Annotated in this window: 14 protein-coding genes; 5 read left to right on the top strand and 9 right to left on the bottom strand. The window is 68.0% G+C overall.

Annotated features, from left to right (window positions below):
- Positions 1–63 precede the first annotated feature (63 nt).
- A complete protein-coding gene (lysX, locus tag E1261_RS27410; RefSeq protein WP_132411439.1) occupies positions 64–3,420 on the bottom strand; it encodes a bifunctional lysylphosphatidylglycerol synthetase/lysine--tRNA ligase LysX in 3,357 nt (1,118 codons plus the stop codon).
- Positions 3,421–3,530: 110 nt separating this feature from the next.
- Here lysX and E1261_RS27405 point away from each other — a divergent pair, with 110 nt between their 5' ends.
- Both E1261_RS27405 and E1261_RS27400 read left to right on the top strand, forming a co-directional pair.
- Positions 3,531–4,217 carry a DUF998 domain-containing protein gene (locus tag E1261_RS27405; protein ID WP_132411437.1) on the top strand — a complete coding sequence of 229 codons (687 nt, stop codon included), beginning with the start codon at positions 3,531–3,533 and terminating at the stop codon, positions 4,215–4,217.
- On the top strand, positions 4,214–4,960 hold the full coding sequence (locus tag E1261_RS27400) for an alpha/beta fold hydrolase (protein ID WP_132411436.1): 747 nt from the start codon (positions 4,214–4,216) through the stop codon (positions 4,958–4,960). The genes E1261_RS27405 and E1261_RS27400 overlap by 4 nt, the downstream gene beginning before the upstream one ends.
- Here the strand turns inward: E1261_RS27400 and E1261_RS27395 are convergent.
- The 4 genes from E1261_RS27395 to E1261_RS27380 form a co-directional block, all read right to left on the bottom strand.
- On the bottom strand, positions 4,957–6,186 hold the full coding sequence (locus E1261_RS27395; RefSeq protein WP_238176458.1) for an ROK family transcriptional regulator: 1,230 nt from the start codon (positions 6,184–6,186) through the stop codon (positions 4,957–4,959). The genes E1261_RS27400 and E1261_RS27395 overlap by 4 nt on opposite strands.
- A gap of 69 nt (positions 6,187–6,255) precedes the next feature.
- Positions 6,256–9,180 carry a helix-turn-helix transcriptional regulator gene (locus tag E1261_RS27390; RefSeq protein WP_132411432.1) on the bottom strand — a complete coding sequence of 975 codons (2,925 nt, stop codon included), beginning with the start codon at positions 9,178–9,180 and terminating at the stop codon, positions 6,256–6,258.
- A gap of 108 nt (positions 9,181–9,288) precedes the next feature.
- Positions 9,289–9,492, bottom strand: a complete 204-nt coding sequence (locus E1261_RS27385; RefSeq protein ID WP_132411430.1) for a hypothetical protein — start codon at positions 9,490–9,492, stop codon at positions 9,289–9,291.
- A gap of 28 nt (positions 9,493–9,520) precedes the next feature.
- Positions 9,521–12,418, bottom strand: a complete 2,898-nt coding sequence (locus E1261_RS27380; RefSeq protein ID WP_132411428.1) for a type 2 lanthipeptide synthetase LanM family protein — start codon at positions 12,416–12,418, stop codon at positions 9,521–9,523.
- Positions 12,419–12,833: 415 nt separating this feature from the next.
- Between E1261_RS27380 and E1261_RS27375 the strand changes: the two genes are divergently transcribed.
- The gene (locus E1261_RS27375) at positions 12,834–13,883 is read left to right on the top strand and encodes an MsnO8 family LLM class oxidoreductase (protein WP_238176457.1); all 1,050 of its coding nucleotides are present in this window, start codon (positions 12,834–12,836) and stop codon (positions 13,881–13,883) included.
- A gap of 20 nt (positions 13,884–13,903) precedes the next feature.
- Positions 13,904–15,361: an NAD-dependent succinate-semialdehyde dehydrogenase gene (locus tag E1261_RS27370; protein ID WP_132411424.1), complete on the top strand. Its 1,458-nt coding sequence runs from the start codon at positions 13,904–13,906 to the stop codon at positions 15,359–15,361.
- Positions 15,362–15,436: 75 nt separating this feature from the next.
- On the opposite strand, the gene E1261_RS27365 is transcribed toward E1261_RS27370, so the two are convergent.
- The 4 genes from E1261_RS27365 to E1261_RS27350 form a co-directional block, all read right to left on the bottom strand.
- Positions 15,437–17,845, bottom strand: coding sequence for a glycoside hydrolase family 2 protein (locus E1261_RS27365; RefSeq protein ID WP_238176456.1), 2,409 nt, complete (start codon positions 17,843–17,845; stop codon positions 15,437–15,439).
- Positions 17,846–17,922: 77 nt separating this feature from the next.
- On the bottom strand, positions 17,923–18,531 hold the full coding sequence (locus E1261_RS27360; RefSeq protein WP_132411422.1) for an SGNH/GDSL hydrolase family protein: 609 nt from the start codon (positions 18,529–18,531) through the stop codon (positions 17,923–17,925).
- Positions 18,532–18,541: 10 nt separating this feature from the next.
- Positions 18,542–19,639: a Gfo/Idh/MocA family protein gene (locus E1261_RS27355; RefSeq protein WP_132411420.1), complete on the bottom strand. Its 1,098-nt coding sequence runs from the start codon at positions 19,637–19,639 to the stop codon at positions 18,542–18,544.
- Entirely contained in the window at positions 19,636–20,385 is a 750-nt protein-coding gene (locus E1261_RS27350) for a sugar phosphate isomerase/epimerase family protein (RefSeq protein ID WP_132411418.1), read from the bottom strand. Before E1261_RS27350 ends, E1261_RS27355 begins: the two co-directional genes overlap by 4 nt.
- A gap of 282 nt (positions 20,386–20,667) precedes the next feature.
- Between E1261_RS27350 and E1261_RS27345 the strand changes: the two genes are divergently transcribed.
- Positions 20,668–21,603, top strand: a 936-nt coding sequence (locus E1261_RS27345; RefSeq protein ID WP_132411416.1) for a LacI family DNA-binding transcriptional regulator, incomplete at its 3' end; no start/stop codon positions are given.

Below are 21,603 nucleotides of genomic sequence, written 5' to 3'. Positions count from 1 at the left end.
CCCCAACCCCGCGCCCTGCTCCAGGCTACGGGGCCGACCAACTGGGGACGACCCAGCGAAGCGTTAAGAATCTCTCGAAGTGGGGCGCACAAAGGGAAAAGCGAGCGTCGAGCGGATGTTCTGCCCGGTCAGCATCATCATCACCCGGTCGACTCCGATCCCCAGCCCACCGGTCGGCGGCATCGCGTACTCGAGCGCACTCAGGAAGTCCTCGTCCAGCGACATCGCCTCGGGATCACCGGCCGCGGCCTTCAGCGACTGCTCGGTGAGCCGCCGCCGCTGCTCGACCGGATCGACGAGCTCCGAGTACGCCGTACCGATCTCGGCTCCGAAGGCGACCAGGTCCCAGCGCTCGGCGAGCCGGGGCTCGGTCCGGTGCACCCGAGTCAGCGGGGACGTCTCGAGCGGGAAGTCGGTGTAGAACGTCGGCAGCGTGGTGTGCGGCTCGACCAGCTCGTCGTACAACTCAAGGACCAGCTCACCGGCACTCAGCTCGAACGTCGTGTGCACCCCATGCTTCACGCACAGCTCGCGCAACGTCTCCACCGACGTACCAGGATCAACCGGTACGCCGGCCGCCCGGGCCACCGCGTCGTGCACACTGATCACCGGCCACTCGCCGGAGATGTCGATCTCGCCGTCCGGCCGCTGCACGACCGGCTTGCCGAAGACCGCGGTCGCCGCCTCGATCAGCAGCTCCCGGGTCAGCTCGCGCATCACGTGATAGTCGGCGTACGGCTGGTAGGCCTCGACCGACGTGAACTCCGGGTTGTGCGTCGCGTCCGCGCCCTCGTTGCGGAAGTTGCGGTTGAGCTCGAAGATCTTGCCGAGCCCGCCGACGCTGAGCCGCTTCAGAAACAGCTCCGGCGCGATCCGCAGGAACAGATCGGTGTCATAGGCATTGATGTGCGTCTGGAACGGCCGCGCGTTCGCGCCACCGTGCACCGCCTGCAGCATCGGCGTCTCGACCTCGATGAACCCACGCGTCTCGAACCCGTTGCGCATAGCCCGTACGGCGGCGCTCCGGTGCCGCATCATCCGCAGCGAATCCGGGTTCATCACCAGGTCGATGTGCCGCTGCCTAACCCGGGCCTCGGGGTCGGTGAACCCCTTCCGCTTGTCCGGCAACGGGTGCAGGCACTTGGCCGCCATCATCCACTCGGTGGCCGCGATGGACAGCTCGCCGCGCTTGCTCGTCACGACCTCGCCGGTGACGCTGACGTGGTCGCCGATGTCGACCAGCCGCCGCCAGTGGTCGAGCGCTGCCTCACTGCAGGCATCGGCCGACAGCATGACCTGCAGCTGGACCAGCCCGTCCTGCAGTTGGGCGAACGACAGACCGCCGTGGTCCCGCATCCGCAGCACGCGGCCGGTCACGGAGACCGTCTGGCCGGTGCGGTGGTCGGCGGGCAGGTTCTGGTGCAGCTCGCGGATCCGCTCGATCGTCTCCGTCCGCAGCACCGAGACCGGATAAGGATCGATGCCGGCGGCAACAAGCCCGACCAGTTTGGTACGGCGGATCTGCTCCTGCTCGGTGAGTTTGCGCTCCGGAAGAGCCGGGCGCAGCAGGTTCTGCTCCTGCTCGCGAACCGTGGCCGCGAACTGGTCGCCGTCCCCGGCCTGGATCGCGTGCCGCTCGCCACCGGTCGCCCGGTCGACGCGGGTCCAGGGCCGCGGCGCGGGGAGGAAGCCCTCCGCCGTACCGGCCGCTAGGAGGACCCGGGCCAGCGAGGTGCCGCGGGAGTAGCAGATCAGTCGTGGTGACCAGCGCGGCAGGTATTTCTCGTTGGACTGGTAGAGGCTCTCCAGCTGCCAGAAGCGGGACGCGGCGGTGAGCAGTGCGTTCGTGAGTCGCAGCACCGGGCCCGCGCCGACGCGCTCGGCGTCGCTGAAGATCTCCCGGAACATCGCGAAGTTCAGCGAGATCCGGTGCAGACCGAGGTCACCGCACGCCTCCACCAGCGACGTGACCATGAACTCCATCAGGCCGTTCACGGACTCCGGATCGCGCCGCATCAGGTCGAGGGAGACACCGCGCACACCCCACGGCACGAAGGACAGCAGACCGCGGACCTCGCCGTCGGCGTCCCGGGCGATCACCATCACGCAGCGCGCGTCGGCCGGATCGCCCAGCCGCCCCAGCGCCATCGAGAAACCACGCTCGGTCTGCGCGCCACGCCATTTCTCGGCGAGCTCGACATAGCTCGCCAAGGCGTCGGGAGATAGGTCGCCGTGCCGGACCACCTCGGCGCGGTAGCCGGCCCGCTGCGCCCGTGTCACCGCCTGCCGGACCGGACGCATCGTCCGGCCCTCAAGACTGAAGTCGGCGACATCGATGATCGCCTCGTCGCCCATCGCGAGCGCCCGCAGCCCGGCGTCGACGTACGCGTGGGCGGCCTCCTCGCTGGCGGACAGGACCGCCGGGGACCACCCGTACAGGCGGGCTTCCTCGGTCCAGGCCTCGATCGCTCCGGGCCAGGCCGCGGGATCGCCGAGGGGATCGCCGCTGGCCAGGCTGACCCCGTTGACCACCCGGTAGGCGATCGCGGCGTCACCGGCTGCCGAGAAGATGACGGCCTTGTCCCGGCGGGTTGCGAAGTACCCGAGCGAATCCCGCTCGCCGCTCTCGAGCAGCAGCCTGCGGACGCCGAGCTCCTCGGGCTGGGTCAGGTACCGGACCCGGCGCGCCGATCGGAGGAAGATCGCGAAGGCGATCACCAGCGATGCGGCCGAGATCGCGCTCACGACCAGCCCGACCCAGGTGTGTCCCTGGTGCCCGTCGAGCTTGCTGTGCTGCTGTCCGAACGCGGCCACGACCGCCCAGCCGATCTTCTGCCGCTGGCCGGTCAGCGTGTTCGGGAAGACCTGGGTCAGCGAGATGCTGACGGCCACCGAGATCAGCATGCCGGTGATCAGGGCACCGATGGCGAGCCGCCGGCTACCCGGAGCCAGCCGGGCCGGGAACGCGCCGCGGATCTTCCACAGCAGCACGATCAGCGCGCTCACCACGATGACCTGCAGGATGCCGAACTCGAGCTTCTGGACCGTGATCCGGTCCAGGTCGTCGACGATCTGGGTCTCCGGGTTGCTCAGCTGCACGCTGCCGAAGGCGACCCACGCGATCAGCCCGAGCAGCCACAACCCCTCGAAGATCCACAGCACCCAGAGCAGCGCAGCACGTTTCCCCCGCAGCAACGCGCTGCCGACGACCGCCAGGTAGACGGCCGGGAAGAACGTGTGCCCGGCCGGAATCCCGAAGAAGTCGAACGCCTGGTCGACCCGTCTGACGTACGCCGGGGCGAACAGATGCAACACAATCGCAAGAAACGACCACACCGCGGCGAGCATCACAATGCGCCCGACCCATACCGCAGCGCGGTGCTGCCACGCCGGAATCACCTTCACTTGTTCAGACCGCACCTTGCGATCATCCCACTCCCCAGGACTAACTTTCGGTCGTGCTAGCTCCACCTTCCGGGTATACCTGACGCCACAGTCAACGCCTTGGTCGGTATGCGAGGCTTACCGCCATGCTCGCCGTACCCAAGGGGTTCCCGTACCGCCTGACCAGGAACCTGATGATCGCCGCCGGAATCCTCTACTGCAGCCTGCTGCTCGAGGCCGCCGCCGGCTACCCGCTGAACATCCACACCTCGTTCCTCAGCGAGCTGGGTGCGCGGGACCAGGCGACCAGTGCGTATGCGCGAGCGATGGACCTCGGGGCGAGTGTGCTGGTGCTGGTCGCCGCCATCCTGGCCCGGCCGGCGGCACGGATGCACCGCGATGTGAGAGGCCTGATGATCAGTACGGCGGTCTTCGGGCTCGGGACGTTGTTCGACTCGTTCTTCCCGATGGACTGTGCCCCGTCGGCCAGCGAGGCCTGCCGGCTGGCGGAGGAACGCGGGCACGAGGGCGCGGATCTGGTGGTGCACGAGGTCACGTCGACACTGGCCGGGCTCGGGACGATGGCCATCGGCGTGTTCGCCGTTCTGGTGCTACGCCGGATCGGGTGGGGCGGCGCGTTGGGCCGGGCGGTCGCCGTACTGGCCGCAGCCGTCTTGCTGACGAATACCTGGCTCGGGATCGAGACCGGGCTGGAGGTTCTCAGTGGTGACGACCTGCACCCGCCGGGCGTCCTGCAGCGGGTGGCGATCCTGCTCGTCTGTGTTCTGCTGGGAGTGTTGCTTCCCGCCTTGAAGCGAGGTTTCCAGCGATGACGACCTGGATTGTGTTGCCGGGGATGGCCGAGACAGCGCAAGAGTTCGACCGGCTCCGCGAACTGCTGCCCGAGCATGACCTGCGCGTGATCGATCCTTGGCAAACTCCGGTGAATGCCGATCCCGACGTACTGCGAGCTGCCGCCGGTGTCCCTCCCATCGAGGCGATCGGTCTGATCGGGCACTCGATCGGCGGGCTGGCCGCAATGCGCTGGGCACTGACCCGGCCGCAGGAGATTGCCCGGCTGGTTCTTGTCGACAGCACCTTGCCATCGGAGTCCGGCCATCGCTGGTTCTACCCCGGGACCAGTGCGGAGCGAGTGGTCCGGGTCGTGCTGGGTTTCTACGGCCGGATCGGCCTGCCGTGGCTCGTCGGCCAACTGGTACGGCGGTCGATGGTGCGGGTCGGCAGTGTGACCAAACGTGACCCCTTGCCGAAGGCAACCATTAGGAAGCTGTACGGCGATTCCCGTTCCTGGCAAGGCTTCTGGGCCGAACTCACGGCCAGCTGGACCACCGCTCGTGAGGTCGCCAAGCTGCTTCCGGCCAGCGGCGTACCGACTCGGTTGCTCGTGGCAACCGGTGGTAGCTCACGTGACGGGGAAGCCTCCTGGCTGTCCGGGCAGCGTGAACTGGCCGCGGCCTTGTCCGGCACGGTCGAGGTGCTGACCGACTCGGCGCACCTCGTACATCTCGACCGCCCCGACGCCATCGCCGAAGCGGTCCGAACGCTAAGGCCCTAGGTCGTGCTGGTCAATGTCGGGGTCGGGAGCTTGCGCTGCCAGACCTCGTCCAGCGCCATCCGCATCGCGCCCGTGACAACCGCGTCCTCGGCCAGGGCGGACAGCTCCAGCTTCGGGTGGTTCAGCGTGAGCAACCGCAGCTGGTCGGAGATCGCATCCAGCAGGACCGCACCGGCCCGAGCCACACCACCACCGATGACCACAGCCGTCGGGTCCAGAACCAGTACGGCGGGGGCCAGCGCGCGAGCGAAGTCCCGGGCAACCTGCTGCACGACCGCTTGAGCGACCGGATCACGCTCGGCCGCGGCGGCGAAGACGTCGGCCGTGTCGAGCTGGTCACCGCCCAGCTCGGCGAGTCGGGAGTCAGGGTTGTCCAATGCGGCCTGGCGGCCGAGAGTCGCGATCGCCTCCGAGCCCACTGCGCGCTCAAGCGGGCCGCGGCTGTCCTCGGGGTTGATGACATCGTCCGGAGCGGTCGCGATGAAGCCGATCTCACCGGCCGCGCCCGTACCGCGGTGCAGACGCCCGTCGATGACGATGCCGGCACCGAGCCGCTCGCCCCACTGAACCGCTAGCAGCGTCCCCGTCCCGCCCCGAGCCGCCGCGATGGCCAGGGCAGCCAGGTTCGCGTCGTTGTCGAGGATAACCGGGCAGTCGAGCAGGCTGCGCACGTGCTTGATCAGGTCGATCGCGGACCAGCCCGGCACACTCGGGACCAGCTGGACCCGGCCGGTGTGCTCGTCCACGATGCCCGGGCTCGCCGCAACCGCAGCGGCAATGTCATCCGCCGGCACCTCGGCCTCCGCGAGCGCCTCGGTGATCACCTCGCTGATGACCCCGAGCAGCTCCTGGGCAGTCCAGCCCGGACCGGAACGCCGTACCAGAGAAAGCTTGCGGCCTGCGAGATCGGAAACACCGACAGTCACCCGGTGCGGACCGACATCCAGTCCGAGCACTGGCGCCGCACGGCCGCGCAGCGACACCCGGATCGCCGGCCGCCCCAGCGAGCGGTCCGCCGAATCAGGCCCGTGCTGCTGCAACCAGCCCGCATCCAGCAGCTCGTCAACAGCCTGCGCGACGGTCGGCCTGGCCAACCCCGTCCGCTCGACCAGCTCGGCCACGCGCAACGGCGCAGGCGCGGACCGGCGAACCGCGTCCAGTACCGCGGCGACGTTGATCCGCCGCAGCATCGTCGTACCGCCGCCGCCGACCGTTCCCTTGCTCATGTCCGACCCCTTGCCTGCCACTCGCCCACTCTATATACAAAGCGAGCGTTCATAAATTACATCGTGGGATCAGTCTTGCAGCACGGTCCGCGCAAAACTGCTCAACGCCTCCCGGTCGGGCTGTTGGGTCTTCGTCATCAGGCTCGCAACATGCTTCTCCACCGTCCGCGGCGAGATGTGCAACCGCGACGCGATCGACTTGTTCCCGATCCGATCCACCAGTAACCGGCACACCTCATATTCCCGCGTAGTAATCCCCAACCGCCGCAAATCCGCCGGCACCTGGTCGCTGCCGGTCCGCCGCTGCGACACGGTCGCCCCAAGCTGCCGCAACAGGCTCCGGCACGCACTCGACACCGGCTGGATCTGCGCAGTGTGAAAGTACTCCTCAGCCTGCCGCAACCACCCGATCGGATCCCCCCACCCATCAGCATGCGCAGGCTCAGCAACCAGCCGCATCCCGAGGTGGCGGGCCATCGGGTACAGCGACGCCGACTCCATCGCCTCGGCCATCTTGGCGTTCGCGGCATCATGCTGACCGTCGCGGCCGAGCAGAACGGCATGGGCCATCTGGACGAACTGCTTGTTCCACCGCATGCCACTGGCGGCGGTCGCCGTGACGACCTCGAAATGCGGCCAGCTGTTCCGCGCCGAGAGCACCCCCAGCAGCAGCGCCAAACCGTTCTTTCCCGAGGCATGAAACGTCGTCGGGTTCTGCGCGTCGTAAGCAAGGGCCTGCGCGAGATCCGAGTCAGCCAGCTGCCTGTCCTCCTCCAGCAGCGCACAGAAGGCCCGCGCCAGCCCGAACGTGTAGGGCAGTTCGTACGACGCTCGTTCGCCGCCCCGGCTCGCAGCTTCGGCCAGTGTCTGTTCCATCGCGGCCCGGTGGCCCTGATGGGCCTCGAGAATCGCCTTGGTGGTCAGGAAGTACGTCGCCGCCCGACCCATGCGCAGTCGCCGAGTCACCTCGAGGCCCTCGTCGATGATCGTCGCCGCCTTGCCGTACTGCGATCGGAGGATCGCCTGCTGGCCGAGAATCCCGTCGACCTCGTAGACGAGTGGGATCGCGCCGATCCGCAGACCCTGCTGGCGGGCCCGCTCCAGCTCGATGATGCTGCCGGTGGCCAAGCAGATCGTGCCGCCTTGGTAGACATGCGACAGCATCCGCTGCACGGTCAGGCCGTGCTCCTCGGCGACCTGCCGGGCTCGGTGGAAGTAGTCGATCGACTCGTCGAGGTCGCGCTCCCGGGCCAAGATGCCGAGCAACTGCAGGGCCTCGCAGGCCACCTCGGGCAGGTTGGCGCTCTCGGCCGCTGCCGCTGCACGGGTCGCCAGTTCGGTCGCGACTCGCACCCGCCCGGGACTTGTCCGGGCCAGCTCGAGGTTGGCGGCCAGGACGTCGACCGGGGCCAGATCGGCCGGGGCGGCGTCATTCCCGAGCAGGGCCCGCGCAGTGGCGAGATGGGTCAGCGCGGCTGACGAGCGACCGGCCATCTGCTCGATGTTCGACAGCTGTACGTGCAGTGCCGCGACCTTCCGGCTGTCGAGGTTGTGGTCGGCCAGTTCGTCGACCGCCGCCGCGTGCACGGGAATGCTGTCGAACTCGCCGGTCGCGCTCAACGCCATCAGCAGGATGCCGAGGACCTCGGCGCGGTGGCCGAGGTCCTGGTCGTTGGCGAGCAGTGTGTTCGCGCGGTTCAGCAGGTTGACTGCCGAGCCGGTGGAGCCTTCGTCGAAGGACCGCTGCCCGGCCAGGGCAAACAGTCGGCCCGCCCGGCTCCGATCACCTCCGGTTTCGGCCAGTTCGCCCACCATCGGACACCACTCGCCCGGAAGACCAGGGTGCAGCTCCTCGATGGCATTCGCGCACCGCCTGGCCAGATCGGCCTGCTCGGTCGGGGTCAGGCCGGCGAGCAACGCATCGGCGGTCAATGGGTGACAGAAGGCGTACCAATCCGGACCCGCCTCGTCCGGCCCGACCAGCTGGGCGGCGACGCCGGCGCGCAAAGTGGCCAGGAGCAACCGTTCGTCCGTGCCGGTTGCCTTGCGGACAACACTGAGTGGAAAGCGGTGCCCGATGACGGCGGCCAGCACCAGGACGTCACGGGACTCGTTGCCGAGCTGGCCTGTCCGGCTGGTGATGCTCCGGACGACCGCGGCGGGCACATTGGTGCGCAGTCCGTCCACCACCTGGAGACTGCCGTCCGGCCGGGCCAGCAACTGCCCGGAGCGGCTGGCTTCCTGAAGCAGCTCCTCGACGATGAACGGTACGCCCGCGCTGTCGTGCCACAACCGCTCGGCAAGTTGTGCCGGCAATCCGTCAACCGGGATCTCCAGGCACTCGGCTGCGAGCTCGACCACCTCTGTCGGCTGAAGCGGCTGCAGTTCGAGCAGCCGGGCGGAACCGCGCTGGGCGGCTACCCGGGCTAGCTCGGCGGCCGCGCAGGACTCCGAGCGCAGGGTCGCAACGAGCGCGATCGGCTGATCCTCCAGGTTGTCGAGCAGGTACTCGATGACGGCCAGCGTCTCCGGATCCGCGTCGTGCAGATCTTCCAGCACCAGCAGGCAGCCGCGACCGCGACCGACCAGCGCGAGTAGCCGCAGCACCGCCTCGCCGAGGATCACCGGTGAGGCTCCGCTCTCGTGAGCGGTGCCGTCATCCCAGTCCGGGATCAGGCGGCCGAGCACCTGCCGGTAAGGCCCGAGGCTGCCCGGGTCGGGCATCTCGCCGCGCCGGATCAGCGCGAGCAGAGCCTCGGTGAAGGGACGGAATGCGACCATCGTGCCGAGCGCACCGACCCGGCCGCGCAAGGCCGCCATCTCCTCGTCGAGCGCTCGTGCAGTGGCGAGCGCGGCGAGGCGGCTCTTACCGATGCCGGGTTCACCGACCAGGAAGACCGCACCCCCGTGCCCGCCGCGAGTGGCGGTCAGCAAATTCCGGAGCTGATCGATCTCCTGGTTCCTGCCGACCACCCTGGGCGAACGGGTCTGCATGGTGGCCACTGTAACGACGGATTGCTGATATCGCAGCGGGTACGGCGAGGTCGGCTGGCTGAACGCCGTGCCGACCTCGCTCGTTCAAACGATCGCTGGATCTACAGCTCAGTGTTCGATGGTGGTGAAGGGCCAGCCTGGTTCGGTGTTGATGACGGCGGCGCCGATTGAACTCAGGCCGATGGTCCCTACCAGGGCCATTGCGCGTGCGCCGACCTTGCTGCGCTTGGGCAGGTGGATCGGACCGAGTGGGTCGACGTTGTCGCCGTTGGGTTCAGGGCGTTCCGGTCCGGAATTGTTCTGGGCGGTCATGTTGTTCTCCCCTGGTGCTGTGTGGAGGTCAGCGCATTCCAGTGCGCCGCCATCCGGTGGTTGATTCCAGCAACAGCACGGACGGAACACGTTCTGGGAACGCCAGCCGGAGCAATCCGTAGCCGATTCCCGCCAGACCGGTCAGCAGACCTGGAGATGGAACCGAACGAGGTGTACCGCACTGTGGTCCGTACTGCTGTACTGCCGCGAGCACCAGCCGGATACGGCGTTGCCGTACCCCCTCTACGGCTGGATGATCACGTTCGGCCAGCCACGCCAGTGGCTCGACCGCGCCGAGCTCGCCATGACACAAACTGAGGTCTGCGAGTACCGGACGTTCGGAGGCGGTCCGCAAATACATCTCGAGGTCCGCGGACTTTCCGGCCGCAAGCCGGACCAGCGCGGTACCGGCGTCACCGGAACACCACCCCTGACCGTTCGGTCGGCTCGGAAGGTCGAGATCGGCCGCTGTGTGGGCCGCATCGAGGTACTTGTCACCTGGTATGCCGTACTTGCCAAGTGCCCAGGCGATGCCCTGATAGCCGCGGGCGAACCCTTGGCCGGGTGCGCGCGCAGCGCGGCCGACCGTGCTCACGAGTTCGTCGGCATACCGCTGGGCAAGCCGAACCGCAGCCGGGATGCCCTGGATCGACTGCATGGCGGCAAGTCCGCCTGCTGCTCCCTCGGCGTACGTCGGGAACTCGGTGGGGTCCGGTGTGAGTTGGTCGGCCAGCTCTAGCGAGGCGCGCAGCCAGACGGCCAGCCCCCCGTCGCCGAGCAGCGTCGACAAGCGGTTGAGTGCGTAGCTGATGCCGCCGAGACCGTGCAGGCCCGGACCTACGAACTGCGCGGACTCGGGGTCGGATCCGAGTGCCTGCAGGAGTTCCGGCACAGGCTGGATCGCATCCCTGGCCAGCTCGCAGTACCGGTCTGCTCCGGTCAGCGCGCCGACCTGAGCCAGAAAGAGCGCCGTACCGAGGTAGCCGTTGGTGAGGCCGGCCCCCATCTGGCGGACAGCCCAATGGCTGTCGTCGATTAGCTCCAGCCCGAGCCAGTTGGCGGCGCCGCCTGGATCACTGATGACCTGGGCAACAACCTCATCGGCTATGTCGGTGGCAGCAGTGAGCAGCATGCCCGGGTCGGCCTCGGCAGTGCCCAGCCCCGATCGGTTCGCCGTACTCAAGTGCACGATCGGCTCCGGGCGGGTAGCCAGCGAGGCTGAGATCAACCATTTCTGCCGGTGCGCGTCGACGTCGCTGAGCGCGGTGATCTTCGATGCCACGACCGCCAGCCCTGCAGCACCGAGGACACCGGGGAACCGGGTGCCGTCGGACGCCCAGACGTCCCGGCTGTTCGGGCGGACGGTGAAAAGCGGTACATCGCCCGTCCAGAGGTCTGTCAGCTCGCGCGCGACCAGGCTGTGCAGCGACGGGTCGCCCTCCCACAGCAGGTCGAACAACTGGTCGCGGGCGCCGGCGTCCCGCAGTGCATCAGGGTGGGTCGACTCGTCCAGCAAGCTCGCATACAGACTGGTGTTGCGCGGAACGAAACGGACGGGGTCGTTCGCACAGCTGGCCAGGATGCCTTCCGGCCCCAGCAACTCGCTGCGATGCCGGGCGATGGCCTCGTAGGCCTCGCGAAAGCCCATCAGTATGGCGATCTCGTGATCTCGTGGTTCGATCGCCAAGCCGTCCAGACGCGGGCGGTTGTTACCACCGGGACGGATCCGTGGCCGACGAATCAGATGCATCGAGTCCAGTCCGGCGTCGGCCCACTCGGCAACATTCTGCGGTGAGGTGGCGCCTTCGTCGCCGCCCAGTCCGGACACGTCTGCAACGCCGTTCTCACCGGCCACCAGGAGCGGCAGGAGTGCTGTGCGGTAGACCGAGCTCTGGATCGTCCGGTACGCCGGGTCGCGGCTGAGCGCGCCAGGCGGCAGCAGGCTCGGGTGGAACAGGGTTTCGATATCCACGAGCACCGGTTGCTCGCCGACGGCGATCAAGTTCTCGTAGTGCATGTCGGTGCCGTCGAGGACGTACAGCAAAGCGAGTAGGGCGCCTTGGCGGTGGTAGAAGCGGCGGACTGCGCCGGCGTCGGCGCAGGGTTCGCTGGCGATGTACTCCAGCCAGCCGTAGTCCGGGCGGCGGAGCAGTTCGACCGTGCGTAGGTCCAGGCCGGTTTTGGTGTTCAGCCAGTCGACCAGTTCGTTGAAGTGGCCGTGGAGGTCTAGGGAGCGCGGTTTGTAGACCAGGCGGGTGCCGTTGGCGAAGGTGAGGATGGCGGTGCAGCGGCCGCCTCGGTGGGCGTCACCGCTGGTCTCGATGGAGACCAGAGCGCCGGGGTCGCGGCCGTCGAGCAGGGCGGTGATGAGGGAGTCTCGGTCCTCGGCGAGTCGTGCCAGCAGCTCGAGGTGACCCTCGATGCTTTGGCGGCACGACTCGCCCAGGACCCGGGCCAGTACCGGATAGGTGGCCAGGAGTTCCGCCAGCTCGCTCCCTCCGACGAGCCGGTGGGTGAAGTTCAGGAAGCGCAGCGCGGGCGTGGCGCCGACGAGCTCTCCGCGGTCGCGGGCTCGGGCCAGCTCCAGGACCAGCGTGCGGGAGGCCTGCTTGACCAGTTGAAGGCCCAGGCGGTGCAGGAACTGCTCGGTCAGTACGCCGGTGTGTCCGGCGGCGGTCAAGTCGTCGCGGGCGACAGTGAGCAGGGGCTGCAGGCAGTGCATGAACGCCTGCTGCCATTCTTCGCCGGCTGCCACCGGGGGTGTGCACGGGTGGGCGGCGGTGCTGCGCTCGACGTACTGGGCCCAGGCTGGCATGCCGCCGGCCCTCTCAACTGACCGCAGCTCGTCCGGCCGCAGCGCGGCGGACCACCAGGCGCTGTCGCGCTGATCGGTCCGGAGCGGACTCGCGGTCGCTGAGCTGAGCATGCGGTCAGGCTGCCATCGGCAGTCGGTGCTCGACATGGGTATAGGGCCCCCATATTTCTGGTCGGGCGGGCCAGCTAGGGATGACAACGATGGGCAACTGCCGCGGGGCGACGACTGGGGGTTGATCACCCCGCGGCAGCAGCGCCCGGCCGGCCTCTGGTGGAAGGCTGGCCGGATCAGGTGGGGAGCGGAACTACGGCTCCCAGTTCGTTGTCTGCACTCGTCCTTGGCCTCCTCTGCCGCGAATTCTGGAAGGAACGCCGGGAACAATGCCTGACAGGTCAGGCAGACGGCAAGGGATCGGCTCCCCCATCTTTCGGGGTACCGGTTGACAGAAACATGGGGGCAGGACCCCCATGTGGAAACGGCGGTGCGCTGCGACGGTGGGCAGGTGCTCTCTCCTGTCACTCCTGGTTTGCCGGTTTCTGCGCACTCGGTGCTGGACACCGTTCCGCAGCTGCCCGGTCAGTCGGCTGCGGCCGCACTCCGGGAGACCGCAGAGGTTGCACAGGCTGCCGACGACCTCGGTTACCGCCGGTTCTGGTTGGGGGAGCAGCACGGCGTCCGGGGCGTCGGCAGCGCGGCACCTGCCGTTCTTGCCGCAGTCCTGGCAGCACGGACCGACCGGATCCGGCTGGGCTCGGCCGGCGTACTCCTGACCAACCACCAGCCGCTGGTGATCGCAGAACAGTTCGCTGCGCTCGCTGCGGCGTACCCGAGCCGCATCGACCTCGGTGTCGGCCAGCAGTTCAGCCACGCACCCAGTACGGCGGCCGCGCTCGGCGGTAGCGCCCGTGACACGTTCCCGCAGCGACTGGACGAGCTGTGCGGGTTCCTCCGCGACGGCATGCCCGGTCGCGCACCCGTGGGCGACGTACGGCTGTCACTTGCCGGACTGCCGCCACCAGTACTCGTGTGCGCCGACCACCCCGGTGCGGCTGCGGTTGCCGCCGTACGAGGGCTACCGGTCGTGGTGCAGCATCACAGTGCGACGGCGATGACCAGTGCGGCGGTGGCGGCGTACCGGGATCACTTCGAGGCCAGTGGGCCGACGGTGAAGCCCTACTTGGCCGTGACGATCGGAGTGGTTGCTGCGGACTCGGAGGCAGAGGCGATCATTCGGTTCGCTGAATACGTGCGAGTGAAGACGCGGCTCAGCGTGGCGTCACCTCGTGCGACTACGGCCGATCTGATGGCGTTGCTGGAGCCACCTCTGACCGGACGCGAGCGTGGTCGCGCCGAACGGCTCCTGGACGACCCGGGCCACATTGTCGGCTCCCGGACCTCAGTGGTGTCGGCACTCGGCAGTCTGGTCGCTGGTACGACGGCCGACGAGCTGATGCTCGTCCCACTCGCTTTCGACGGTCTGGTCCGGTCGTCGATCCTGCGCACGATTGCTGCCGGCCTGACGCGTGCGATCCGGACAGTACCGCGGCATGCTCCACCCCTCATTGCCACTGCCTGAGAGCGTCCTATGGTGGGTATATGGACAAGGAGCAGGCGGTTGTCGAGCAGTGTCCGACTGAGCTGTTCATCGGTGGCAAGTGGAGAGCGGCTGAGGGCGGCCGGACGCTGGTCGTCGAGGACCCTTCCACCGGTACGACGTTGTGCCAGGTCGCTGATGCCAGTCCGGCCGACGGTAAGGCCGCGCTGGACGCAGCGGTCGCCGCACAGGCGGACTGGGCAGCCACGCCACCACGCGAGCGTGGCGAGATCCTGCGCCGTACCTATGAGCTGATGACTGAGCGCGCCGACGAGCTGGCGCTGCTGATGACGCTGGAGATGGGTAAGCCGGTCGCCGAGTCCAAGGGCGAGATCGCGTACGCCGCCGAGTTCTTCCGGTGGTTCGCCGAAGAGGCGGTGCGGATCGAGGGCAGCTACCAGGTCGCGCCGAACGGCAAGGGCCGCTTCCTGGTGATGCGGCAGCCGGTCGGCCCGTGCCTGCTGATCACCCCATGGAACTTCCCGGCCGCGATGGGTGCCCGCAAGATCGGCCCGGCGGTTGCGGCCGGCTGCACGATGGTGATCAAGCCGGCCTCGCAGACCCCGCTGTCGATGCTGAAGCTGGCCGAGCTGATGACCGAGGCCGGGCTGCCGGCCGGTGTCCTCAACGTGGTGACCACCAGCGACTCCGGTGGCGTGATGGAACCGTTGATCCGCGACGGCCGCGCCCGCAAGCTCTCATTCACCGGCTCCACCCAGGTCGGCCGCAAGCTGATCGAGCAGGCCGCGGAGCAGGTGCTGAAGACCAGCATGGAGCTGGGCGGCAACGCGCCGCTGCTGGTGTTCGCCGATGCCGACCTCGACCAGGCCGTCGAGGGCGCGATGCTGGCGAAGATGCGCAACGGCGGAGAGGCCTGTACGGCGGCCAACCGCATCTACGTGCAGTCCGCCGTACTGGACGAGTTCTCGCGCCGGCTCACCGAGCGGATGAACGCCCTCACGGTCGGCCGCGGGACCGATGACGGTGTCGACGTCGGGCCGCTGATCGACGCGACCCAGCGGGACAAGGTCAAGGAGCTGGTCGACGACGCGGTCGAGCTCGGCGCGCGGGTCCTCACCGGCGGATCGGTTGCTGAAGGCAACGGCTACTTCTACCCGCCGACCGTCCTCGCCGACGTGCCCTGGGACGCCCGGCTGCAGAAGGAGGAGATCTTTGGCCCGGTCGCCCCGCTGACCGCCTTCGACACCGAGGACGAAGCGGTCGAGATGGCGAACGACACGGAGTACGGGCTGGTCTCCTACTTGTTCACCAACGACCTGACCCGCGCGCTACGCATCTCCGAACGCCTCGAGACCGGCATGATCGGCCTCAACCAGGGCATCGTCTCCAACCCCGCCGCCCCGTTCGGCGGCGTCAAACAATCAGGCCTCGGCCGCGAAGGCGGTTCGGTCGGCATCGACGAGTACCTGGAAACCAAGTACATCGCGATCAACATCTGAGCCCGCGCCGATAGCCGGGGCGCGCCCGACCACCTATCCGCCGCCAACTCCCGCGCCCGCGCCACCACAGGTGGCTTATGCCCCGGTCAGCAGGTCGTTCGCCGATCGCAGCACCGGTACGCCGACCTCAGTCGGAGCGCTCGCTCCGGTGACATGGAAGGTGTGGCTCTCGCCGGCGGACAGGGTGATCAGGCAGGAATCCACCCGGGCCGCTGGGTCCAGGCGGTCCGGGAAGAGCGCCAGGTCCTTGGCCAACGCGGTTGCCGTGACGGTGACGTCGTACCCATCACTTGTCGGTTTGACTTCGGCTGTGTAGGCGTCGGGAGCGAGCTGGAGCTGCGTGTCCTCGACGAAGTACCAGTACGCCGTCGCGCCGTCATCCGCACGGACTTCCAGGTACTCGGTCGTGGCGTCGTACGAGATGAGCGAAACCGGGACCGTGGTGAGTGTCGCGGAGCGGGGCTCTACTTCGAGAGCGATGCTCTCGCGCGCGAACACCTCGCCACCGGCACCGGTCGCCCGGCGTGTCAGTGTCAACTGGGTGGACCACGCCTCGTCGGAATCGTTGTGCGCGGCAACGACCAGACCGTCGTCGGTCGGCTGCACGCTGAGCAGGCGATCGGCGTACACCTTCTTCAACGCGAACCACAGCGGCTTGCGGATCCCGTGCCCGTCGACCGCGGCCCAGGACACGACCGGCCAGTTGTCGTTGAGCTGCCAGATGATCGCGCCGGTGTTCAGCGGGAACAGGCTGCGAAAGTGCTCGATGCCGTAGATGATCGCTCGCGCCTGGTTCAGCTGCGTCGTCCAGTGCCAGTCATCCATCGACTTCCACAGGGGGAGGTGATCGCCGAGGCCGCGCTCCAGCTTGAGGTTGCCCTCGTAAGCCTTCTGGTGCACGAGCATCTGCGCGCCGTACGGATCCAGCGGCTCGTCGTGCACCACCGAGGTCAGCGTCGACCAGGCCGGCGGTCCCTGGAACCCGAACTCCGACACGAACCGCGGCTTGTACTTGCGGTAGTTCGTGTAGTCGACCTGGTTCCACACGTCCCAGATGTGCATGGTGCCGTTGCGGTCGTCGTTCGGGTGGATGAAGTGGTCGTACGAGTAAGGGCTGCCCTCCGAGTACGGCGTGCGCGGGTCGAGTTCGTGGACGATCTTCGGCAGCAGGTCGAAGTAGTAGCCCTCACCCCACTTGCGCCCGGCCAGCGGCGCGCGCCAGCCCCACTCGACGTACCCCCAGATGTTTTCGTTGTTGCCGTTCCAGACCGCGAGGCTGGCGTGCTTGCTCAGCCGCGTGACGGCCTGCTGCGCTTCGGCCTCGATCTCGCTCCACAGCGGCTCGTCCTCGGAGTAGGCCGCGCAGGCGAACAGGAAGTCCTGCCAGACCAGCACACCCTGCTCGTCGCAGATGTCGTAGAAATCGTCGGTCTCGTAGATGCCGCCACCCCAGACGCGCAGCAGATTCATGCCTGCGTCGAGGGCGTCCTGGATGCTCGTCTCGTACGTCGATCGGTTCAGCCGGGTCACGAAGGCGTCGTCGGGGATCCAGTTTGCGCCGCGGACGTAGATCGGTTTGCCGTTCACCGACAGGACGAACGGGCCACCGTCCTTGTCGGGGGCAACGTTCATCGTGATGTCGCGGAAGCCGACCCGCCCGGTCCAGCTGTCATCGCCGGCAGTGACGGCGACGTCGTACAAGGGCTGTTCGCCATGGCCGCGCGGCCACCAGACCTTGACATCCTCGAGCGTTGCAGCGAGCTCGACGCTTTCGGTGCCTGCGGCAACTGTCGTTGACACCTCGACGTCACCGACCTTGACGGTCGCCTTCGTGTCGGTTGCGCCCTCGGACCAGGTCAGTGCTACATGGGTGGTCAGTAGGCCGGACTGGCTCGCCAGCGGGCGGACCGTGTCGATCCGGACGCCGGACCAGGACTCGATCGCGATCGGCTTCCAGATGCCCGCGGTGGCGAGGTCCGGACCCCAGTCCCACCCGTAGTTGCTGGCCATCTTGCGGATCGCGTTGTACGCATGCTTGTTCGTGTGCGGCCAGAGCCCGAGCGTCTCGGCCAGCTTCTTCGCAGTCTCCACCGGTGACGCGAACTCAACCACCAACTCGTTGCCCTCAGCCACCAGTACGCCGGTGACGTCGAACCGATAACCGCGGTGCTGGTTGCAGGTCCGGCCGAGCTCGGTCCCGTTGAGCGTTACGGTCGCGGCCGTGTCGAGCCCGTCAGCCACCAACTCCTGCACGGCATGCCCGTCCGCCGCCCAGTCGAACGTCGTCCGGTAGACCCAGTCGGTCAACCCGATCCACGCCAGCTTGCTCTCGTTGTCCCCATCAAACGGATCCGGAATCACCCCGCCGGCCAACAGATCGGTGTGCACCTCACCAGGCACTGTTGCCACGATCGCCGCATGGTCGACGGCCTCCACAGTCCAGACGGCGCCACCCTCGGTGGTCAGGTCCTTGCGAGCTGTCACAGCGGATCTCCAAAATGCGTGAACCGGTTTAGTCAGAACAAACTAACGCCCCCGGAGCGAGATCCGGGAGCGGTAGTTCAGGGAGCGAGAACGTAGTGCTGCCACAGATCGGCAAGGGCCTCGTGCCCGGCGGCTGAAGGATGGACGCCGTCGTCGGCCAGCGTGGCCGCGCCGACGCTCGCAGCGAGTTTGTTGAGCTCGGCATCGGCCGGCACCAGGATCGCGTCGTACTCGACGGCGAGTTTGCGGACCACCTCGATCTTCGGATCGAGATCCTCCCGCCACTCCGCATGCTCGGGCTTCACCTGCAGCAGGAAAGGCTCGACCAGCACGAGCGGGCACTGCAGCGGTGCGAGCAGTTCGCGGTACGACGCCTCGTACGCCTCGACCGTGGTCGGGTCGAACTTGTCGTACCGGCGCCAGGTGTCGTTGATCCCGATCAGGATCGACACCAGTGACGGCTCGAGCGCCAGGATGTCGGTGGACCACCGCGCGACCAGGTCGACCGCGCGGTTGCCACTGGTCCCGGTGTTGACGATCCGCGGCCGGTTGTCGCCGAGGTCCTCGGCGATGTCCCGGACATAGGTGTTCCCCAGTCCGGTGGGGTCGGTGCGATGACCGCCGTCGGTGACGGAGTCCCCGGCGAACACGACGGTCCACCCGGGATCCAGCTGAAGTTTGTTCACCGGGTCATCTTTACAGGGTCGCCGCTTGCACGTCCCAGTCCTCCGGCAGCACCGGAGCGACCTCGACCGTGCTCGTCACGTCGACGAACGCGCCGGTGTCGATCGACTGGGTGATGGAGGACATCACGTCGACGATGTGGAACGCGAGCGCCCCGTTCGCCCGGTGCGGCCGGTCCGCACGGATCGCGCGCGCCATCTCCAGAACGCCCGTACCGCGCTGCGCCGACGCCTTGGTGGTCTCCAGCGTCTCCCAGTCCTCGGCACCGCGGCGGCGGATCTTGATCTCACCGTCGAACCCGTTCGGGTCCGGTACGGCGAGGGTCGCCTCGGAACCGGTGATCTCGACGAACCCGTTCCGCGCGAGCGGCGAGTCGAAGCTGAAGATGCTCTGCGACGACTGCCCCGACTCGAACCGTGCGATCGCGCTGACATGCGTCGGAACCGTCACGTCGAAGTCGGTCCCGGCCAGCGGGCCCGATCCGATCGTGCGCTTCTCCTTCGACTTCGACCCGATACCGGCCACTGCCGCGACCGGTCCGAACAGCTGGACCAGCGTGGTCAGGTAGTACGGGCCGATGTCCCAGAGCGGGCCGGCGCCTTCCTGGAACAGGAACGCCGGGTTCGGGTGCCACGACTCCGGGCCGGGGGACTGCATCAGCGTGAGCGCGGTCAACGGCGTACCGATGTCGCCCCGCTCGATGATGCGCCGCGACTCCTGCAGCCCCGGACCGAGGATCGTGTCGGGCGCGCAGCCCAGCCGCAGCCCGGCGTCCTTCGCGGCCGCGAGCAGCTTGAGGCCACTCTCCTGGTCCAGCGAGAAGGGCTTCTCGCTCCAGACATGCTTGCCTGTGGCAACGGCTGCCAGCGCCACCTCGACGTGCGCGACCGGGATGGTCAGGTTGACCACGATCTCGACGTCCGGGTGGCTCAGCACGACCTCGGGGGCCCCGTGGCTCTCGATGCCGAACTGGCTCGCCTTCTCCTTCGCCGCCTCCGGCCGCAGGTCGCCGATCGCGACGACCTTCAGGTCCGGGAAGCTCTGCATGCTCTTGATGTAGGCGTCCGAGATGACCCCGGCGCCGATCACACCAACGCCGACCGCGCTCATGCGGGTGCGCCCTCTCCGGTGAGGAACTTGAAGCTGCCCTCGACGGCGTCGAAGATCTCGCCGCTGAAGTCGTCCAGCTCGACCACGCGCAGCGCCTGCGGGGCCGCTGCGAGGATGTCGGCGATCGCGATCGTGCCGTCACCGACAGCCGTCTGGGCCTTGTTGTTCAGGGTTCCGTCGCCGTCCTTGACGTGGATCGCCTGGACGCGGTTGCCCCACTTCTTCAGCAGGGCCGGGATGTCGCCGCCACCGACGACACCCCAGTAGGTGTCGACCTCGAGGATGACGTCGTCGTTCAGGTGGTCGACGAAGATCTCCAGCGGGTGGGCGCCGTCGATCTTGTTCTCGAACTCGAACTGGTGGTTGTGGTAACCGACCGTGATGCCGTGCTCCGCGGCCTCGACGGACGCCTGGTTCAGCGCCTCGGCGGTCGCCTTGATGTCGTCGGCCGACAGCCAGCGGGCCGGGTCGACGTGCGGGTCGATGACGGTGCCGATGCCGAGCTTCGTGGCGGCCTCGTAGATCGCCGCGGCCTCGCCCTTGAGCAGACCGGCGTGCGTGGTGGGCGCCGAGAGTCCGTGCTTGGGCAGCGCGTCGGCCAGCCGGTCCGCGTTACCGGGGATTCCGAACGGCTCCACCTTGGTGAAGCCGATCTCCGCGATACGGGCCAGGGTGGCGTCGAAGTCCTCTTCGAGCTTGTAGCGGACCGTGTACAACTGGAGGGACAGGTTGTCCACTGCGACCATGGTTTCTCCTCGTGACCGGTACTGCGCCCGCTGCCCTGGAGCCGCCGTACCGGCGTGATAGCCGAACCGGTTAAGTAACGCTGGCAACCGTATCCCAATCACGGACGCCCCGACTAGGGTCCGCCCAGACCTCGAACGCTCGCGACCGGAACCGGCGAGTTCCGATATGTGATCAAAAGAGTCACGCTCTGCTCCCACTTGGTGACACGGCGTGGAAACGCGCGCACACTGGAGGATTCCGGACCGACCGTCAGCGGTCCGGCCGCCCGTGAGGAGTTTGTTGTGCCCCGAGTCACCATCAAGGAGATCGCACGCCGCGCCGGCGTCTCCAAAGGCGCGGTGTCGTACGCGCTGAACAACCAGCCCGGAGTCTCCGCGGCTACCCGTGCGCGGGTTCTTCGCGTCGCCGAAGAAATGGAGTGGGTACCGAACCGCGCCGCCCGTCAGTTGTCCGCGGCGCGCAGTGAGACCTTCGGCCTGGTGCTTGCGCGGACCGCGCAGACACTGACCGAGGAGCCGTTCTACATGGGCTTCGTGGGAGGTGTGGAGTCCGTGCTCGCCGAGCGCTCGTACGCGTTGGCCCTTCAGGTGGTGACCAACTTGGACGAGGAATTGGCGACGTACCGGAAGTGGGCCGCCGAGCGCCGCGTCGACGGCGTGATCGTGGTCGACCTACGGGTCAGCGATCCGCGCATCCCGTTGCTCCGCAAGCTCGGCCTGCCCGCCGTCCTGGTCGGCCACCCCGAGCTGGCCGACGGTCTGCCGTGCGTCTGGTCCGACGCCACCGCCGCCATGCACACCGCCCTCGGCCACGTCGCCACCCTCGGCCACCGCCGGGTGGCCCGCGTCGCCGGCCCGCCGGAGTACGGCGATGTGTGGATCCGCGACCGTGCGTTCGTCGAGGCGAGCAGCCGCTACGGCCTGGAGACGAAGGTGATCCACACCGACTACTCCGCCGACCAAGGCGCCGCCGCCACCCGCGACCTGCTCGCCGCCGACCCCCGCCCGACCGCGATCATCTACGACAACGACCTGATGGCCGTAGCAGGCCTCTCCGTGGTCCAAGGCCTAGGCGCCGTAGTCCCCCGCGACATCACCCTGATCGCCTGGGACGACTCCACCCTCTGCCGCATCACCCACCCCCGCCTCACCGCGATGTCCAACAACGTCGTCGGCCTCGGCGCCGAAGTAACCCACCGCCTCCTAGCCCTCCTGGAC

This window comes from Kribbella albertanoniae (assembly GCF_004348455.1).
In the GTDB taxonomy this organism is placed as follows: Bacteria; Actinomycetota; Actinomycetes; order Propionibacteriales; family Kribbellaceae; genus Kribbella; species Kribbella albertanoniae.
Note: the sequence above shows the minus strand (reverse complement) of the source record. Positions and strands in the feature narration are given on the sequence as shown.